We start from the raw sequence: 14,644 nt of genomic DNA, 5'->3' as shown, positions 1-14,644 counted from the left end.
CTCTCTTTCTAAAGCACACCGAGCTGTTGATCTCTTTGATCTGTGATGAACATATGCCCAGGTGCATGGGTAATCGCAATGTCTGGTTTTGTATGCATGACAATGGCCTGCGGCGTCACACCACATGCCCAAAACACCGGGACTTCTCCTTCTTTGATCACAGATGGTTCTCCAAAGTCCGGCTGATCCACATTGGCAATTCCAATCATCGCTGGGTCGCCTATATGGATGGGGCCGCCATGAACTGACGGGAATCTAGACGTCACTTGTACACTTCTTGTAATCTGATGCGCCGGAATGGGCCTCATGCTGACAACCATCGGGCCATGAAACACCCCTGCTCTTTCACAAGAGATATTCGTTTGATACATCGGAACGTTATGACCGTTTTCAATATGGCGAACAGGGATATCATTCAGCATGAGCGCATGCTCAAACGTAAAACTGCAACCGATGAGAAAGGCAACCATATCCTCCTCCCAATAAGCAGAGATATCTGAAACCTCTTCTTGAAGAATCCCTTTTCGGTAAATACGGTATTTAGAAAAGTCCGTACGAATATCCGCTTGGGGTGCCGACCGTCTCGGCACTGGATCACCCGGCTCCAGTACATCAAGCAAGGGGCATGCAGCCGGATTGCGCTGACAAAACAAAAGAAAGTCAAAGGCAAGTTCCTTTTTAACGATCATTAAATTGGCTTGAGCATATCCCTCTGCTAAACCCGCCGTTGGTCCTGTGATTTCTTTTTTACGAATCAACTCTCTGATCTGTGAAGGCTCATATGTTTGATCAATACTCATTCAAATCAACTCCATAGTTTAGGGATTTCAGTCATAATGGTATATCCGCCCATCAAAGCCATGATGATGACAACCAATGCACCTGACGCTGTCAAAAAGAATGGATGACGGTAATCGCCGACAATTTCTTTCTTATAGGCCGCAACCAGCAAGGTGCCAAGTGCGAGAGGTAAAATCAATGCATTGATCGCCCCAACTAAAACTAATATGTTCACAGGTCGTCCGATCGTAATAAAACAAATAGTAGAGAGGGTAATAAAGCCGATGATAATGCCACGTTGATTTTGCTCAATTTTTGGCGAGAAGGTTTTAAAGAAAGAAACAGATGTGTAAGCCGCTCCAATAACCGATGTAATCGCCGCAGCCCACATAATGATCCCGAACATTTTATATCCAACATTTCCAGACGCTAACTGGAATACAGAAGCAGGCGGATTCGCTGGATCAATCTGTAAACCCTTTGAGACCACTCCTAGCACGGCTAAAAATAAAGCGACACGCATCACAGATGTAATCAGGATGCCGAAAACAGAGCTTTTTGTCACTTGAGGAAGTGCATCTTTCCCTTTAATTCCAGCATCCAATAGACGATGTCCGCCAGCAAAAACGATATAGCCGCCAACTGTCCCCCCGACAAGTGTCACAATCGATAGAATATCAATTTCTTCTGGGACAAATGTTCTGAGTGCTGCTTCCCCAACGGGCGGCGCTGTTGAAATCGCCACATACAGCATCAGGCCGATCATGACAAAGCCTGCTACCTGTGTGAAACGGTCCATCGCTTTTCCAGCCTCTTTGATCACAAAGATCAGAATGGCAATGACAGCACTGACCCCTGCTCCGATTCGCGGATCGACGCCGAAGATGACCTGAAAACCGAGACCAGCACCAGCGATATTTCCGATGTTAAAGGCAAGTCCCCCAATGACAATCAAAAAGGCCAGCACATAACCGAGCCCCGGCAGAACCATATTCGCAATATCCTGACCTCGCTTTTCTGACACGGCGATGATGCGCCATACATTCGTTTGTGCAAAAATATCCAACAAAATAGAGATGAGAATGACAAACCCAAAGCTAGCCGCAAGCTGCTGTGTAAAGACAGTCGTTTGTGTTAAAAATCCCGGTCCTATTGCGGACGTCGCCATTAAAAAGGCTGCGCCCATCAGCATAGAACGATTCCCCTTTGGTGCCTTCGTGTGCTTGACTTCCTCTTTTTTCATGCTGTTTCCCCCTTTGATGACGATTTTTATTGAAAGGCTTTGAGATGAATACTCGCTTCTTTTAGTTTTGATGTAATGATTTTGGCAAATTGAAGCGCATGGCTGCCGTCTCCGTGAATACAGACCGTATCTGCTTTAAGCGAAATGTCTTCCCCTTGAACGGTATGTACCTTCCCTTCTCGCACCATACGAACGACCTGCTGAACTGCCCGTTCATCATCTTCAATGAGTGCATGTGGTTCGCGGCGAGATGTCAACGTCCCGTCTGCTTGATAGGTCCGATCAGAAAATACTTCATGAGCCACTTGAAGGCCAATTCTCTCACCTGCTAACGCAAGTTCACTGCCTGAGAGACCGAATAACACAAGACTTGGATCGACATGATACACAGCCTTTGCAATCGATTCAGATAATTCAGTATTTTTAGCCGCCATGTTGTAAAGGGCGCCGTGCGGCTTGACATGCTGCATCGTGCCGCCTTCTGCCTTGAGAAAGGCTGATAGAGCGCCAATTTGATAGACGACGAGATCATAGGCTTCCTCTGCCGAGATCGCCATTGGACGTCTGCCAAAGCCGACCAAATCTTGCAAACCTGGATGCGCACCAATTTGGACCCCTTTATCCAGCGCCATTCTGACCGTTTTTCTCATGACCGTTGGATCTCCTGCATGAAAACCGCAAGCAATGTTGGCTGACGTGACATATTCAAGAATTTGTTCGTCCGCACCGATTGTGTATTGACCAAAGCTTTCTCCCAAATCACAGTTGATATCCACTTGATACATAGGATCCCTCCTTGTTGTTCCGAATAACGGAATATAAAGTCCGAATATTCGAATTTATATTGATTATATCAATTTTGGATAGATTGCACATGACATTGTCAGAAAACATAACAATAGAACTAGGAGAAATTAAAAAAGCGAGAGGATATCGCCTCTCGCTTTTTCATCATGTTCTTCATTTAGATAGCACCCAATGTTGGATGGCTTTTGCTACACCGTGTTCTGTGTTAGGAGCTGTAATCCAATCAGCGGCTTCTTTCACCACTTCTTGCGCATTTCCCATCGCAATTCCTAATCCGGCTTCTTGAATCATGGCCATATCATTTAGGCTGTCGCCAAGTGACATGACATTGTCCATCGTACAGCCAATGCGTTCTGCTACCTTTGCAAGAGCCGCAGCTTTGTTAATCCCTGCCGCATTGACTTCGATATTGGTCGGACTTGAATTTGTGATCTCTAGATGCTCATTTGCTTTCAATGTATTAAGTACTTCCTCACGAACGTCATCATCATGAATATCAAAGCCAAATTTCAACCATTCATGGTCATGAATTCGTTCTGGGAATTCACCTCTCCACACTTTCTCCACAGTGGAAGCCCAGTAATCGGTTTCGAACCTATTTTTTAGATCCCACATCATTTGGACGTGATCAGGATGCAGCAGATCTCGTTCGATTAGTTGGAAGTTTGAATCCCAGATTTCACTTCCATTTGCTGTCACAAGGTAAGAAGACAGCTTAAGCGGCTCAACCAGCTCTCGACATGTCATCAGCGTCCGCCCTGTGCTAATGACCACATGGACCCCTTTTGCTTCAGCATCTTTAATGGCTTGTTTATTTTCCTCTGGAATGACGTGTTCACTGTTTAACAGCGTGCCATCCATATCAATGGCAATCAATCGGATGTCTTTCTTATCAGCTTGTATGGACAAATTGAGTACCCCACTTTGTATCATTTTTTGTAACTATCTTTATTTTAATATAAAGAGGAAGCTGGCACAAAGGGACGAGTTTGATCCCATAGAAAAAAGACCTTGTTACAGGTCTCTTTGCATTGGCTTAGCGTTCACACGCAATGCCGTCTTTATCACGGTCAAGTCGCATATTTTTTTGGTAAAGTGCTTTTGACACATACGGCTTGTACTTTGTTTTGCCGCCTTTGTTTTTCGTGTTTTTGCTTTTTGCCACGCCGCCTTTATAGACTTTGTTCAGTGCTTTGCAGTTTTTGTAGGACTTGACCGTTTTTGCATCTGCAGTGTGGGTGTCGACTTGTGTAAAGCTTAGTAAAAGACCTAATGACAAGACAGCCACCATGATTTTTTTCAACATGTATGATCCCCCTATTTTTTCTATTTTTACATTTTTATCATATGTCACCACTTTTTGTTTTTCAAGACTATTGTGCTTATAAAATAGATTTTTTTGGAATATAATATGCTTTATCTCCTATATGGTACAATGAGTGGGAAACCTTTCCGTTTTTGACACGTATATGAGAGGAGTTTTTCACATGAAAATGAAATATACCATTCTATATGTAAACGATGTTGAGGCAAGTATTCATTTCTATCAACATGTACTTGGCTTTCCTATGAAACTCAGGGTTGAATCCTATGTTGAGTTTGACACGGGGGACGTGACATTATCAATTAATTCACGTCAGGATGTCAAAGATGCACTTGGATTGCCTGTCCCTGAAGCAAATCAATCCTCTCAAACGTTTGAGATAGGGTTTGTTGTGGATGACGTGGATCAAACCATTGCATCAATGAAGGAAAAAGGGGTTCCGATCATCAAAGAACCTGCAAAGAAACCATGGGGTCAAACCGTCGCTTATGTCGCTGATCCTGATGGTCATTTCATTGAAATATGTGATGCCATCTCCTAATCTCCTTTGAAGGAAGTGAATCAGCATGAGAAAAAAACATGCCTTTTTCGCCGGAGTTTGCTCAATGATTGTGATTTGCAGTGCCGCTATTATTTTGCAGCACCATGAGTGGATAGGGTGGATCAGTGGTGGAATCTCTATTATTGGCGTCATGATGTCTGGACTTCTAATGGGGGCTTGGACAAGCGGAGAAGAAACGCGGGCAGCCTATCATTCTGAAACAAAGGAACACCGCATGTGGCGTCTTGATACGGCTTTTCTTTTGATGATTTTTGCAGTTCCGCACATGGCTGCATCGGTCTTATATGTTTTGATGTAATCACTTGTTAAAGGAGTTAGCAATATGGCTGTTTTTGTCTTATTGATTGTATTCGGCTTTCCCATTATTTCCGTGCTGATTGGCATTTTTGGCACAATGCTCTTGAAGAATGTTTGGATGCCAACTTTGATTGTACTATTAGCAAGCATGATTCTCATGTTCACATATATTGACGGGAATAAATCCTTTCTCATTTGGGTCATCATCTACACCGTCTTTACGTTTATCGCCGCATGGATGACAAAGCGGTTTCGGTTCAAGTAAAAAAGAACAGTTTGCACTGTTCTTTCAGATTGTTGACAAAGGGCTAAAATGATGTTTATTTTAGCCTTTTGTCTTATTTTCAGCGTGATAGAAAACCTTTGCAGTCTAGGAAGGACGAGTACTGGCGCGGAGCGAATTTGACATTCGTGAGCACCGGCACGCAGACCTGACACCGAATGCGAGGGTTTGTCTATACGCTGAAAGAACAGTTTGCACTGTTCTTTTTTTGGTTCATATATCGGCGCACCATAGCTCAATTTCAATTTTCAGCTCAGGCCATCCTAAAGCTGATACATAAGCAACCGTCATTGATGGATAAGCTGTTTTAAAGATCGTATCCCACTGAGGATATAGATGATCCCAGTCGATTTCTTCCGTTGCCCATATATTGACCTTGATGACATGCTCTTCATTCAATCCTTCTGATTCAAGGATTTTTTTAATATTTTCAAATGTATTGGTTACTTGGTCGTTTAAACTTGATGGGACCTGTCCATCCATATCTGTTCCTACTTGACCCGATGTAACAAATAATCCCGCGCCCTTTGGTACTCTTGTGATATGACTATAGCTGCCAACGGGCTTCGGCATACTTTCTGGGTTTTTTCTCGTAATTTTTTCCATGTTATATCCCTCACTCACTTTGATTTTCCTGCTAGATTCTTCCTCATGTAGACAGACTTCACCAATTTCTATCTATTCTAAAAGAAAACAGCAGTGGAGTATCCATAGCCACTAGGTAAGAACATCAATATCTTCTTTTTCATGACCGAAACACTCCTTTTTATTGCGTGAGCAAGGTTTTGATTAACTATATAGTACCTGATACGAGACACACAGTCAAAATGATTTATAGACGATAACGCGCAATGTCTTGATTCAATCTCATGCTTAATTCATTAAGCCTTTCTGCTGCTTTTGCCACATTGGAGATGGCTGTCACTTGTTCATCTGTGGATGCGGTGATCTCTTCGATCGCAGCGGCATTTTCTTGAGAAATATGTGCCGCTCCATGCATCGCTTTTGTGATGAGATCGTTTTGCTCCAGCAATGTATTCAGCTCTTTTGCCATTGCGTCTGTTTCGACGATGGTTTGTGAAATCGACGCAGAGATGGCATTGAATTCATGTTCTGTTGCATGTACCGCTTCATCTAACTCAGCAAAACGATCCATTGTGCTCGACATCATACCGGCTGTTGCCGTCGTTTCTTCTTTAATGCCTTGTACCATTTGCTGAATTTGAACGGCTGATTGCTTTGTCTGCTCAGCTAAATTCCGCACTTCACTCGCCACAACCGAGAAGCCTTTGCCTTGCTCTCCTGCGCGTGCTGCTTCAATGCTTGCATTCAGCGCTAGTAAATTCGTCTCATTTGAAATGCTTTCAATCGTATCAGTGATTTTAGAGATATCCTGTACTTTTATACTTAACTGCTCGATTCCTGTTCTAATACCTTTAGACGCCTGAATTGATTGTTCATTTGATTGTTTTAATTGCTGAACAATTTGCTGGCCCTGCTGCGATGATTGACTCGATTGGTCAGAGATTCGTTTAATTTGGTCGCTTTGTTCTTTGACATTTTCGATGGATTGATTGAACTGGGTCATTTGTTGATTGGCTGCATCAAGGTCAGATGCCTGATGAAGCGTTCCGGTCGATATGTCGCCAATGGCTCGGCCAATTTCTTCACTGCTGGCTGAGGTTTCTTCAGATATCGCCGATAAATCTGTCGCTGATTCAACAAGCTGGCTGCTCGTTTCCTGTAGACCGCTCACAAGTGTCCTGAGTTCTTCTGACATATGATTAAAGCCTTTTGCCAGCTGTCCAATTTCATCTGTTGTTTCTTTTAAACTCGTGCGTTCAAGATTCCCCGCCGCAATTTCTTTTGAAGCAGCAGTGACTTGCTTGAGCAGTCTGACTTTTCCTCGAGCAGCTAAATAAAAGACGCCAAGACCGAGAAGAGCGACACCTGCTGTAATGAGCATCATATAGAGCTTCATCTGCTCTAATTCTTTATAAAATTCGTCCTGGAAGACGGCGATGCCGACACTCCAATTCCAGGGCGTGAACTGGCTCATATAGGCAAGCTTTTGCTTTTCTTCCCCGGTGGCATCGTCCTTATCTAAATAGGTCACATAGTGTGCATCTTCGCCTTCTGATTTGGCTCCAGCGACCATTTTTTCACGATTGGTCGTGTTATCTGGAATGACGCCAATGTCGTTGACAGGATGGACTTGAGAGGAATAATCTGCTCCATATGCGACGAGATAGCCTTCATTTTTATATATAAAATCTGATTTTTGAAATTGGTACCCTTTCCCGTTGTCATTTTTAGGCCCGCTCAAGTAAATACGGGCTTGTTCCTGCGCCTGTTCAAGCGTCAGTTCTTTTTTCTCTACACGATCATTCAACTGTTCAAGTGTGGCCATTGCTCCGCTGACGATGTGCTTTAAATCTGCTTTCCCCGCATCAATTAAGACATGTTTCGCTAACAAATACCCCGTTGTCCCAACAAGTCCGCCGGTTAAGATCGTGATCACGATAATGGCAGACATTAATTGAAAAAAGACACTTCTTGACGCAAACGTTTTCTTTTTCATATACAAATTCCCCCTTACATCATATATCGTCAAGCGGGGAAAACTATTAAAAAAGTCATAAAAAAATCCCTTTCACTCGTTGGAAAGGGATTTTCTGATTATCGAGCTGTTTCTTTCAGAATGGCTTGATAGAGATCGTCTGTTGGCGTGAGGCCACATACTTCTTCCAGCACACCTTCAATGCCTTTTTCTTTTCTTAATGCCTGCAAACGAACCGCTTCTTCGTCTTCGGCAAAGTCATAAGCGAGAGCTGCAGCGATACCTTTGATTAAGTACACTGGCTGTTTGATCTTTTTCGCTGGACCGATTAAACGGTCGTCTGCTCCCAGCTTTCTAAGAGGAGATCGTGCGACACGAGTGACTTCGTCGGAGATAAAAGCATTTTCGAATCGTTTGATGATTTTTTGAATATAGGCATCATGTTCTTCTTTCTGAAAGCCATATGTGTCGATTAAATAACTGCCTGTTTCATGAAGTGCTCCTTCAATAACTCGGCGAATCTCTGGTGTATCGACGGCTTCTTTAATCGTTTGAACGCCTTGCTGATACCCGACATAAGCAGCTAGTGCATGCCCTGTGTTGACAGTAAAGAGTTTGCGCTCAATATACGGCGTCAAATCTTGTACAAAGGTTGCTCCTTCAATCTGAGGAACGTCACCAATAAAGCCAGTCTCATCAATGACCCACTCGAAAAAAGGCTCGACTGATACTTTCAGAATGTCCTCATGGTGCTGAATCGGAACAATGCGGTCCACAGCAGCGTTTGGAAAACCAACTGTTTGTGACAACGCTTCTTGTTCCTCTTCTGTTAAATGAGAGAAAACGGCTTCTTTTAAATGAGAGCTGCCTCCAATCATATTTTCACATGCCACGATGTTGATGATATGGTCAGGTTTTTTCTCTTTTAATCCTTCAGCAATCGATGAAGCTATGATCTTCAAAACGGCTGGTCCAACAGCTGTTGTCATTAAATCGGCTGATGCGACGGCCTCTGTTAATGCCGCTGTGTCTTGTGCAGAATTGATCGCTCTCACTGGGCCGACTACTTCTTGTTTTTGACCCGGCGATGCGAGTTCAACCGTGTATTCTCCTCTTTCATTCAGCTCGTTGATGACCGCTTCATTTACATCGGTAAAGACAAGCTCAAAGCCTGATGTTTTTAACAAAGATCCGATAAACCCTCTGCCGATATTTCCTGCTCCAAAATGAAGTGCCTTCATGTTAGTTCACCTCGTTAAAAATGGCGATCAGTTCATCCTGATCCTTTGCATGGATGATGCGTTCTACATTTTCTTCTTCTGAACAGACAATCGCAATTTGAGAAAGAATATCGAGGTGTTCGTTGTTTTTACCAGCGATGCCAAAGACAACTTTGGCGATATTTCCTTCTCCGTATTCAACACCTTCTGGAATTTGAATGATGGAAATCCCAGAATGAAGGACAGCCGCTTTCGCATCCTCTGTTCCATGAGGAATCGCAATCCCGTTGCCCATAAATGTAGATGAGATATTTTCTCTTTCAAACATTTTGTCGACATAATCACTTGTGACATAGCCGTTTGCCACTAGGACCTCGCCCGCTTTTTTAATGGCTTCTTCTTTTGAGCCTGCTTGTTCGTTTAGAAAAATATTGTCTTTTGAAAGTACTTGTTTCATGAATGATCACACACCTTTTTTTAGAATGGAAAATCAGAAAAACAACCAAAACGGGGAGTTCAATAAAGAAAAATTGAACTCAACCCGTTTCGTCATGTTATTTTTTCAATTTCTCAATCAGCTCATCGTATTTCGGGCTGTTTAAGAAATTATCAACTGAGATATGCACAGCGCCCGGCAGTTTCGCCTTGGCTCTGTCTGTTAAATCTTTATGAGTAAAGACCACATCGGCGTCATCTGGGATGTTGCTGATGGATGTGTTTGTCACATCAATATCAAGCTCTGCCTTTTTGACTTTATTCTTTAAGATGGATGCGCCCATCGCACTTGAGCCCATTCCTGCATCGCAGGCAAAGATGATTTTGTTCACGTCATCTGGATTGACATCACTTGGAGATGCTGCTTGCTCATTTGCTTCAGCATCTTCTTTTTGAGCTGTGAGAGCAGCTGCTGCTGCGCTTTTCTTCCCTTTCATGTCCTGCATCTTTTCTGTTGCTGCTGTTAGATCCTCATCAACAGCTTTTGAAGCCTTCAAAATCACAGAAGCGACAAGGAATGATACGACGGCTGCCACGACAACACCTGCAAGAACGGCAAGGTGTCCGCCTTTTGGTGACATCAGCATGAGGGCGATAATACTTCCTGGTGACGGCACAGCCTTTAAGCCTGCATTTAACAGGGTAAAGGTCAGAACGCCGCTTGCTCCCCCTGCAATCACCGCCAAAATGAGCTTTGGTTTCATTAAGATGTACGGGAAGTAAATCTCATGAATTCCTCCTAAGAATTGAATGACAATCGCACCCGGTGCAGACTGTTTCGCATTTCCTCTACCAAAGAACATGTACGCAAGTAGAACACCTAACCCTGGTCCTGGGTTTGTTTCAAGCAAGAACAGAACGGACTGCCCTGTCTTTGCCGCTTGCTCCACCCCTAAAGGACCTAAAATTCCTTGATTAATCGCATTGTTTAAGAACAAGACTTTCGCTGGTTCAATGAAAATACTTGCCAGCGGAAGCAAATGTGCATTCACAATGATATCTACACCAGCTGCAAGGGCTTTATTTAGACCAAGTACCACTGGGCCGATGGCGTAGAAGGCAATCGCGACAAGAATGGCACCTAGAATCCCTGCCGTAAAGTTATTCACAAGCATCTCAAAGCCCGATTTGATTCGATCTTTGAAGAGCTGATCAATTTTCTTAATCAAGTAACCGCCAAGTGGTCCCATGATCATGGCACCTAAAAACATTGGAATGTCCGAACCGACAATGACCCCAATCGTCGCGGTTGCACCGAGTACCCCGCCTCGATGGTCGTATACGAGCTTACCGCCTGTGTAACCGATTAAGAGCGGCAGTAAGTAGTTGATCATTGGACCAACAAGTGAAGCTAATTGTTCATTTGGCAAATAGCCACTCGGAATGAACAATGCCGTAATGAGTCCCCAAGCGATAAATGCTCCAATATTCGGCATAATCATACCGCTTAAATAGCTTCCAAAGCGCTGTACTTTTACGCGGAATCCGCTTTTTTCCTGCATCTATGAAAACTCCTTTCTTCTCTCCCTTTATTCAGGGCTTTATAGGTCAAAAGATATAAGAACAAGTGTCAGTGAAGCCCTTAACCCTATCGTAAAACGCTTTCACTTTCCCTTCAATTGAAACTAAATGTCACTTTGTCACTTAGTGTGTGACAAAATTGAAATATGATGTGAATTCTCTGTCAGAGCATAGGACAAATGGAGTAAAAAGGTTGACGTGCCGTGGTTTTGATGCAAAATTCATTGTAATTTCACAACTTTCAAATAGTCTCTTCTTGTTTCCTCTTCTTAAATCGAATAGGCTTATACATGATCAAACCTATTCAATCAAGAAATGTCTGCGCAGACATGACACAGAAAAAGTGAACCATCTTGCTGTTTGTTTCGTTTACCTTTTAGAGTGAGCGGCACAATAGGAGGAGCGGTTTTTTCTGTGACTCACAGTTTACTGCCGCTTTCTTTCTGATACATGAGACATTTTCATAGGTAGAAAGGCGGTTATTCACTTGTTGAAACATAGTAAGTGGCTTCTGCTCCTTATCGTCACGTTGGCTTTTTTCATTCCAAAGGAAGCATTTGCTCATGCATACGTCGTCAGCTCGAATCCAGCGGCAAATGAAGAGCTGGAGAAACAGCCTCCTTCGGTCTCTATCACATTTAGTGAAGGAATCGAAAGCGGATTTCATGCCATTAAGGTGCTCAATGCAAAAGGTGATCGTGTGGATAAAGGAGATACGGTCATTAAAGATCAAAAAATCATGGAAGCTGCTTTAAAAAAGGATTTACCAAAGGGGATTTATACCATTCAGTGGAATGCGGTATCAGCAGACGGACACTCTGTCTCTGGCATGATCCCGTTTAGTATTGGCAAAGCGGATGGCGGCTTTGACCAATTAGATCAAGGTCAAACGAATGAATCCATCGATGTAGCCTCGACCATTGATAAAGCCTTACTTTATACATCGTTTAGCTTATTTCTCGGGACCATTTTGTTTGGACTGTTTTGGTTTAAAACATCCATTTCACCTGTATTAGCGAAACGAATGAAGAGGCTTTTGACTTTGTCACTGATCATGATGGGCGGAGCTCTCGTGTTCCAGCTGCCGATTCAAACAAAATCAGCGGCAGACGTGTCCTTTTTGGGGGCATTTCAGCCATCGCTTTTACAAGAAACCATTGCGTCGACTTCTGGCGGTAGTTTGTGGATGATGCTCATGGTGTCATTTGTTCTTCTGACCATTTGGAGCATAGTTGCGATGAAAAAAGGGGATTTTACTTCTTTTCGGATATGGTTGTTTCCACTGCTCCTATTCGCAGTGCTTCTCTGGCTGAAGGCACAAATCGGACATCCAGCAGCAACCGATAATAAAATACTGACAACGTCACTTGATTTCATCCATCTCGTTTCTGCATCGATCTGGGTCGGTGGTTTAACAGCCATTGTGCTTTTATTGTTGAAGAAGCTGCCAAATGAAGATCAGCCGCTCATCCGAAATACATTAAATGCGTTTCACCCTTGGGCACTGCTCTCTGTTGGACTCATTGTGTTTTCAGGATTTGTGAATGCCATCTTCATTTTGCAATCGTTTGATGCTCTTTTCCAATCAGCGTACGGAAGAACCTTTTTAATCAAGCTTGGTTTATTTATCATGATGGGCCTTCTAGGACTTGTCCATTACTTGATGCTGAGATGGGAAAAGAAACAGAAACAAAACGTTTCATTACGAGCTGAGTGGATCATCGGAATCGCCATTTTGTTATTAACGGCTGTGTTCACCAATATTCCGAGCCCTCCTCCGCCTGCACCTGAGCCATTCTTTGGCGCAAACCAGGTCGAGCATCGTGACATTGTGTCCATGAGCATTACCCCGAATGCCCCGGGAAAAAACACATTCGAGGTCGCATTTACGAAGAAGGATGGACAAACGATTACAGATATTCAATCTGTATCAGCCAAGATCCATAAAGTCGCCTTATTCGGGGAAGAGAAACCGAGTGAATTTCAGCTGAAACGATTAAAAAATGGTCATTTCTCTGCTGAAAACCTCTTGTTAAATGAAAAAGGTACTTGGAAAATTGAAATCCATGCGTTAACTGGTTCTTTTGAAAATATCGATACCACATTTATTAGAAGAAACTAAAAGGAGTTCATACCATATGAAAAAATACGTTAAAGCTTTATTACCAATGCTTCTCACTTCATTTTTATTGGCGATTCCTGTGAGTGCTCATGTCACAGTCAAGCCTGATACGTCTGCGACAAATGCGTGGGAAACCTATACGTTAAAAGTTCCTTCTGAGAGTGACAGTCCAACGACTAAGGTTGTCGTGACAATACCTAAAGGCGTAGAATTCCAGCAATATGAGCCAGTCCCTGGATGGAAAACGTCAACTGAAGAAAAAGATGGCAAGGTGACAAGAGTGACTTGGGAAGCAACGGGTAAAGGCGTGCTTGCCGGACAGTTCCAGCAATTCGTTTTTGTAGCGAAAAACCCTGAAAAAGCAGGTGAAGCTGCATGGGATGCATATCAATATTATAAGGATGGAACGGTCGTTGAATGGACAGGCGATAAAGATGCTGATAAGCCGCATTCGATCACAAACATTGTGGCATCTAATACGGTAACGGATTCACATGGACAAGAAAAACCAAAAGAAGAAAAGGCATCTGAAACAGCCTCCAACTCTTCCTCACCACTTGTAATAGGGTTGTCCATTGCTGCTCTAGTCGTAGCACTGATTGCGCTTGGGCTTGCTTTTAGAAAGAAATAATTGATTCGTAAGCGATCGTTTTCACGGAAACGATCGCTTTGTTTCTTTCCACCTTGAACACGAGATCATTTTTCCAACCTATTATTACCAATATAGGATTGAATAGGATGGTGACGCGTGCCATAATGAGACACATGACCACCTAGGAGGCTATGAGATGAACCATTTAATTATATTTGCTCATCCCCAGCAAAGCTTAAATCAAACCTTATTAGATCTTGTTGTCAGCACTCTTTTGAACAATGGTCATGAAGTGACTATTCGTGATGTCTATGCTCTTGGTTTTTCGCCAGAGCTAAGCATGTTGGAAAAGGCTGCGATCAAACGGGGTGATGTCCCAATTGCCATTCAAACAGAGCAGAAGCTGATTCAGCAAGCAGATGTCCTAACGTTTATTTTTCCCATTTGGTGGACAGGCTTACCCGCTATGCTAAAGGGCTATGTAGAACGCGTTTTTTCTGAGGGCTTCGCTTATCAAATCAATGAGCATGGGGCTATTGAAAACCTGCTTCGGCACAAAAAGGGTGTCATTATCAACACGCACGATGCTCCAAGGACCTTTCTTGACTCTAACCGGATCGTTTCCGCCTCCCATCGCATGACAACAGATACAGAAGTCTTCAATTTTATTGGTGTTGAGCCTGTTGAACGACTTTTGTTCAGCAGCATGGAGCAGGCACCAGCAGATTACATCCACGAAATTCTGAAAGAAACGAAAGAAACGGTGGAGCAGCTTTTTCCGCCGGCTGTTTAACATAAAAAAGACTGCCGAGATTCCTTCTTCGGACAGTCTTTTTCA

General features: G+C 43.2%; 16 protein-coding genes. 6 read left to right on the top strand and 10 right to left on the bottom strand.

Features of this window, described 5'->3' with window-relative positions; genetic code table 11:
• Positions 1-8: 8 nt before the first annotated feature.
• The 5 genes from MKZ03_RS02155 to MKZ03_RS02135 all read right to left on the bottom strand — a co-directional run bounded on the left by MKZ03_RS02155 (position 9) and on the right by MKZ03_RS02135 (position 4,136).
• Complete coding sequence (locus MKZ03_RS02155; RefSeq protein ID WP_341030765.1) at positions 9-800, bottom strand: putative hydro-lyase; 792 nt, start codon at positions 798-800, stop codon at positions 9-11.
• A 5-nt stretch (positions 801-805) separates the two neighbouring features.
• Complete coding sequence (locus MKZ03_RS02150; RefSeq protein ID WP_341030763.1) at positions 806-2,023, bottom strand: NRAMP family divalent metal transporter; 1,218 nt, start codon at positions 2,021-2,023, stop codon at positions 806-808.
• 26 nt (positions 2,024-2,049) lie between these two features.
• Positions 2,050-2,808 (bottom strand): LamB/YcsF family protein, encoded by a 759-nt coding sequence (locus tag MKZ03_RS02145; RefSeq protein WP_341030762.1) that lies wholly within the window; start codon positions 2,806-2,808, stop codon positions 2,050-2,052.
• Positions 2,809-2,983: 175 nt separating this feature from the next.
• Entirely contained in the window at positions 2,984-3,763 is a 780-nt protein-coding gene (locus MKZ03_RS02140; RefSeq protein WP_370876201.1) for a Cof-type HAD-IIB family hydrolase, read from the bottom strand.
• A 103-nt stretch (positions 3,764-3,866) separates the two neighbouring features.
• The gene (locus MKZ03_RS02135) at positions 3,867-4,136 is read right to left on the bottom strand and encodes an excalibur calcium-binding domain-containing protein (RefSeq protein WP_080769491.1); all 270 of its coding nucleotides are present in this window, start codon (positions 4,134-4,136) and stop codon (positions 3,867-3,869) included.
• Positions 4,137-4,317: 181 nt separating this feature from the next.
• Between MKZ03_RS02135 and MKZ03_RS02130 the strand changes: the two genes are divergently transcribed.
• The 3 genes from MKZ03_RS02130 to MKZ03_RS02120 are packed head-to-tail and all read left to right on the top strand — an operon-like array spanning position 4,318 to position 5,278.
• A complete protein-coding gene (locus MKZ03_RS02130; RefSeq protein WP_066031314.1) occupies positions 4,318-4,695 on the top strand; it encodes a VOC family protein in 378 nt (125 codons plus the stop codon).
• A 25-nt stretch (positions 4,696-4,720) separates the two neighbouring features.
• Positions 4,721-5,014 carry a DUF5316 domain-containing protein gene (locus MKZ03_RS02125; protein WP_341030760.1) on the top strand — a complete coding sequence of 98 codons (294 nt, stop codon included), beginning with the start codon at positions 4,721-4,723 and terminating at the stop codon, positions 5,012-5,014.
• Positions 5,015-5,038: 24 nt separating this feature from the next.
• Positions 5,039-5,278 carry a DUF2651 family protein gene (locus MKZ03_RS02120; protein ID WP_340971686.1) on the top strand — a complete coding sequence of 80 codons (240 nt, stop codon included), beginning with the start codon at positions 5,039-5,041 and terminating at the stop codon, positions 5,276-5,278.
• Between the two features lie 231 nt (positions 5,279-5,509).
• Here MKZ03_RS02120 and MKZ03_RS02115 read toward each other — a convergent pair whose 3' ends face one another.
• The 5 genes from MKZ03_RS02115 to MKZ03_RS02095 all read right to left on the bottom strand — a co-directional run bounded on the left by MKZ03_RS02115 (position 5,510) and on the right by MKZ03_RS02095 (position 11,073).
• On the bottom strand, positions 5,510-5,902 hold the full coding sequence (locus MKZ03_RS02115) for a RidA family protein (protein ID WP_060595555.1): 393 nt from the start codon (positions 5,900-5,902) through the stop codon (positions 5,510-5,512).
• 226 nt (positions 5,903-6,128) lie between these two features.
• Positions 6,129-7,877 carry a methyl-accepting chemotaxis protein gene (locus tag MKZ03_RS02110; protein ID WP_341030758.1) on the bottom strand — a complete coding sequence of 583 codons (1,749 nt, stop codon included), beginning with the start codon at positions 7,875-7,877 and terminating at the stop codon, positions 6,129-6,131.
• A 98-nt stretch (positions 7,878-7,975) separates the two neighbouring features.
• Complete coding sequence (locus MKZ03_RS02105) at positions 7,976-9,097, bottom strand: mannitol-1-phosphate 5-dehydrogenase (protein WP_341030756.1); 1,122 nt, start codon at positions 9,095-9,097, stop codon at positions 7,976-7,978.
• 1 nt (position 9,098) lies between these two features.
• Positions 9,099-9,533 (bottom strand): PTS sugar transporter subunit IIA, encoded by a 435-nt coding sequence (locus MKZ03_RS02100; protein ID WP_034664060.1) that lies wholly within the window; start codon positions 9,531-9,533, stop codon positions 9,099-9,101.
• A 97-nt stretch (positions 9,534-9,630) separates the two neighbouring features.
• The gene (locus MKZ03_RS02095) at positions 9,631-11,073 is read right to left on the bottom strand and encodes a PTS mannitol transporter subunit IICB (protein WP_034664061.1); all 1,443 of its coding nucleotides are present in this window, start codon (positions 11,071-11,073) and stop codon (positions 9,631-9,633) included.
• Between the two features lie 506 nt (positions 11,074-11,579).
• On the opposite strand from MKZ03_RS02095, the gene MKZ03_RS02090 reads away from it, so the two are divergent.
• The 3 genes from MKZ03_RS02090 to MKZ03_RS02080 all read left to right on the top strand — a co-directional run bounded on the left by MKZ03_RS02090 (position 11,580) and on the right by MKZ03_RS02080 (position 14,599).
• On the top strand, positions 11,580-13,214 hold the full coding sequence (locus MKZ03_RS02090; protein WP_341030755.1) for a copper resistance CopC/CopD family protein: 1,635 nt from the start codon (positions 11,580-11,582) through the stop codon (positions 13,212-13,214).
• A gap of 16 nt (positions 13,215-13,230) precedes the next feature.
• On the top strand, positions 13,231-13,845 hold the full coding sequence (locus tag MKZ03_RS02085; RefSeq protein ID WP_340971677.1) for a YcnI family copper-binding membrane protein: 615 nt from the start codon (positions 13,231-13,233) through the stop codon (positions 13,843-13,845).
• 157 nt (positions 13,846-14,002) lie between these two features.
• Positions 14,003-14,599 carry an NAD(P)H-dependent oxidoreductase gene (locus tag MKZ03_RS02080; protein WP_334750792.1) on the top strand — a complete coding sequence of 199 codons (597 nt, stop codon included), beginning with the start codon at positions 14,003-14,005 and terminating at the stop codon, positions 14,597-14,599.
• Positions 14,600-14,644 lie beyond the last annotated feature (45 nt).

Origin of the sequence: Bacillus sp. FSL R5-0431 (genome assembly GCF_038002985.1) — a bacterium.
Taxonomy (GTDB): domain Bacteria; phylum Bacillota; class Bacilli; order Bacillales; family Bacillaceae; genus Bacillus.
The sequence above is the reverse complement of the archived record's forward strand: the minus strand, read 5'-3'. Positions and strand labels throughout refer to the sequence as shown.

What these genes read in the sequence shown, in the direction of transcription:
- MKZ03_RS02155 (WP_341030765.1), bottom strand. Translation starts at nt 800, where the DNA reads ATGAGTATTGATCAAACATATGAGCCTTCACAGATCAGAGAGTTGATT.
- MKZ03_RS02150 (WP_341030763.1), bottom strand. Translation starts at nt 2,023, where the DNA reads ATGAAAAAAGAGGAAGTCAAGCACACGAAGGCACCAAAGGGGAATCGT.
- MKZ03_RS02145 (WP_341030762.1), bottom strand. Translation starts at nt 2,808, where the DNA reads ATGTATCAAGTGGATATCAACTGTGATTTGGGAGAAAGCTTTGGTCAA.
- MKZ03_RS02140 (WP_370876201.1), bottom strand. Translation starts at nt 3,763, where the DNA reads ATGATACAAAGTGGGGTACTCAATTTGTCCATACAAGCTGATAAGAAA.
- MKZ03_RS02135 (WP_080769491.1), bottom strand. Translation starts at nt 4,136, where the DNA reads ATGTTGAAAAAAATCATGGTGGCTGTCTTGTCATTAGGTCTTTTACTA.
- MKZ03_RS02130 (WP_066031314.1), top strand. Translation starts at nt 4,318, where the DNA reads ATGAAAATGAAATATACCATTCTATATGTAAACGATGTTGAGGCAAGT.
- MKZ03_RS02125 (WP_341030760.1), top strand. Translation starts at nt 4,721, where the DNA reads ATGAGAAAAAAACATGCCTTTTTCGCCGGAGTTTGCTCAATGATTGTG.
- MKZ03_RS02120 (WP_340971686.1), top strand. Translation starts at nt 5,039, where the DNA reads ATGGCTGTTTTTGTCTTATTGATTGTATTCGGCTTTCCCATTATTTCC.
- MKZ03_RS02115 (WP_060595555.1), bottom strand. Translation starts at nt 5,902, where the DNA reads ATGGAAAAAATTACGAGAAAAAACCCAGAAAGTATGCCGAAGCCCGTT.
- MKZ03_RS02110 (WP_341030758.1), bottom strand. Translation starts at nt 7,877, where the DNA reads ATGAAAAAGAAAACGTTTGCGTCAAGAAGTGTCTTTTTTCAATTAATG.
- MKZ03_RS02105 (WP_341030756.1), bottom strand. Translation starts at nt 9,097, where the DNA reads ATGAAGGCACTTCATTTTGGAGCAGGAAATATCGGCAGAGGGTTTATC.
- MKZ03_RS02100 (WP_034664060.1), bottom strand. Translation starts at nt 9,533, where the DNA reads ATGAAACAAGTACTTTCAAAAGACAATATTTTTCTAAACGAACAAGCA.
- MKZ03_RS02095 (WP_034664061.1), bottom strand. Translation starts at nt 11,073, where the DNA reads ATGCAGGAAAAAAGCGGATTCCGCGTAAAAGTACAGCGCTTTGGAAGC.
- MKZ03_RS02085 (WP_340971677.1), top strand. Translation starts at nt 13,231, where the DNA reads ATGAAAAAATACGTTAAAGCTTTATTACCAATGCTTCTCACTTCATTT.
- MKZ03_RS02080 (WP_334750792.1), top strand. Translation starts at nt 14,003, where the DNA reads ATGAACCATTTAATTATATTTGCTCATCCCCAGCAAAGCTTAAATCAA.